This is a genomic window from Kitasatospora sp. NPDC056531, from assembly GCF_042794375.1.
Taxonomy (GTDB): Bacteria; Actinomycetota; Actinomycetes; order Streptomycetales; family Streptomycetaceae; genus Kitasatospora.
The window spans coordinates 1-2,015 of the sequence record NZ_JBHTTU010000309.1 but is presented as its reverse complement, the minus strand read 5'-3'; the positions used below and the strand labels follow the sequence as shown (position 1 = coordinate 2,015).

The window sequence follows — 2,015 nt, the reverse complement described above, 5'->3', positions numbered from 1 at the left end:
GTACCAGGCAGGACCGCGGTCCTGCCTGGTACCGCTCGGCCACAGACCGCGTGGACCGATCGGAGGCCCGCCCGCCCGGACCAGGCGTGACGCCGGTCATGTCGACCCCTGCCGGGCCCGGCCTACACTGGTCGCCTACGAAGCGGTGGCAGTGCCGCCCCCGCGCACCAGCTCGCGCACCCGATCACCGGGCAGGCGAGCACGCTTCCGAGGGACCGACTGCCGTGCCCGCCGATCTGACACCCGTCATAGCCGCCTGCACCCGCTGGCTTTTGGCCGCCTACCCGCCGCCCGCAGGCGCGGTCAACTACGCCCTGGCCGAGGCCCAGGCCCGCCAGGCCGCCACCCTCGCCGCCCACCTGCGCCACCCCACCGCCCTGGACGTGCAGCTGCTCCACCTCCTCGGCCCGGGCGGCACCGGCCGGCTCGACTGGCTCACCACGGCCGACTCCGGTGACAGCGATGGCATGGCGTGGCGTACCTGGGTCGACGAGACCGTGGTCAGCTGGGCGGCGTGCCTCCTGGCCGACCCCTGCCTGAGCGGTCGCGCCCGCCAGGCGCTCGAGCGCACCGAGCACCGCGACGAGGCCGGCGGCCTGCGCCGCCTGACCGTCCCCGGCCCTCGCGACAGCGAAGCTGCCGCCTTGCTGCGCCATCCCGACCTCCTCGAAGGCGTCGCCGGCCTCCACCGGGACACTCTCCTCGCGCTCCTGGACGCCGACAGCGCTGCGCTGCCCTGACACACCTGCCGTCCGCGATACGCCATCCATCTGGCCGGGCCTGCCGCGCCCTGGTTCGCCGCCGGACCCAGGTACGGCTTGGGCTCGGCGGCTGCCTCAGAGCTCGCGGAAGATCCAGGCGGGTGCCGCTGGTCGGTGGCATCAGGTGGTGTCGGCGCCCTCAGGTGTCGCCGGACAGCAAACGACAGGTGTGGGTCAGGGCGAGGAGCCGGGCGACGCGCGGCACGGCGGTGTCGGTACGGACCGCCAGGCCCGAGGCGCTGTGGCGGGTCCTCTGGCAGGCTTGGATCAGCGCGGCCAGGCCGGTGCAGTCACAGAACGCCACCCCGGACAGGTCGACCTCAACCCCGGCCGGGAAGCCACGGGCGGTGCGTACGAGCGTGTGGGTCAGTTCGGCGGCCACGCTCACGTCGATCTCCCCGGCCAGGTGGACCGTGGCGTGCCCGCCGGGCCGCGGCTCGCAACGGACCGTGAGCTGGCCCGCGGCCAGCGACATGCCGCCCACGGCCGCGGGCGTGCGGCGCTGTCGATTCGCTCGCTGATGTCGTCGCATCACAGGGCCCTCCCACCACCAGTTGAGGAAGGTCACCCCATCGTCGTCCCGCGACACCGGCCCGCGCAACACCCGACCACGACATGCCGTCGCCGACCCGCCGCGGCGTTCGCCGCCCGTTCCCGGCCAGAGGCTCGGGGGCGGGCCCCCTCGCCCTGAGGCGTCAGGCGAGGGCGGATCGCCCCAGCCGCACTCACCGAAGTGGCGGCACGGCGCCACTCCTCCAGTTCCCGCCCGGCTGCACCGAGCCGTTCGTCTCGGGAGCGGCTGCGGCTGCGCCGCAGTCGTCGTGGTGTCATGCCACACAACATGCCGCCATGCTGGTCTGCCAGCGGGCGATACGGCCGGGCGGTCACGCGGCGCATTGGTCACCAGGCGCGGGCCAGCGTGGTGGCGGCCTCCAGAAGAAGGGCATGGACGAAGGCCTGGGGCAGGTTGCCGCGCAGCTGGCGCTGGGCGACGTCGAACTCCTCGGCGTACAGGCCGGGCGGTCCGCAGGCGGCGCGGTTGCGTTCGAACCAGCGCACCGCCTCGGTTTGGTTGCCCTGCTGGTGATGAGCGAGGGCGACGAGGAATCCGCACAGCAGGAACGCGCCCTCGGCGTCTTCCAGGGGGCGGCGGTCGTGGCGGAAGCGGTAGCAGTAGTGGTCCTGGGCGAGGTCGGTCAGGACGGCGTCCAGGGTGGCGCGGCTGCGCGGGTCGTCGGCGGGCAGGGCGCCGCG

At 74.2% G+C, this 2,015-nt stretch carries 3 protein-coding genes; 1 reads left to right on the top strand and 2 read right to left on the bottom strand.

Annotated elements, in window-relative coordinates; translation table 11 throughout:
- Positions 1–224 precede the first annotated feature (224 nt).
- Positions 225–740, top strand: coding sequence for a hypothetical protein (locus ACFQ87_RS45945; protein WP_380616999.1), 516 nt, complete (start codon positions 225–227; stop codon positions 738–740).
- Between the two features lie 160 nt (positions 741–900).
- Here the strand turns inward: ACFQ87_RS45945 and ACFQ87_RS45940 are convergent, their stop codons facing one another.
- A complete protein-coding gene (locus ACFQ87_RS45940; protein ID WP_380617000.1) occupies positions 901–1,236 on the bottom strand; it encodes an STAS domain-containing protein in 336 nt (111 codons plus the stop codon).
- 425 nt (positions 1,237–1,661) lie between these two features.
- Positions 1,662–2,015: glycoside hydrolase family 15 protein (locus ACFQ87_RS45935; RefSeq protein WP_380616998.1), on the bottom strand; the 354-nt coding region annotated here is incomplete at its 5' end.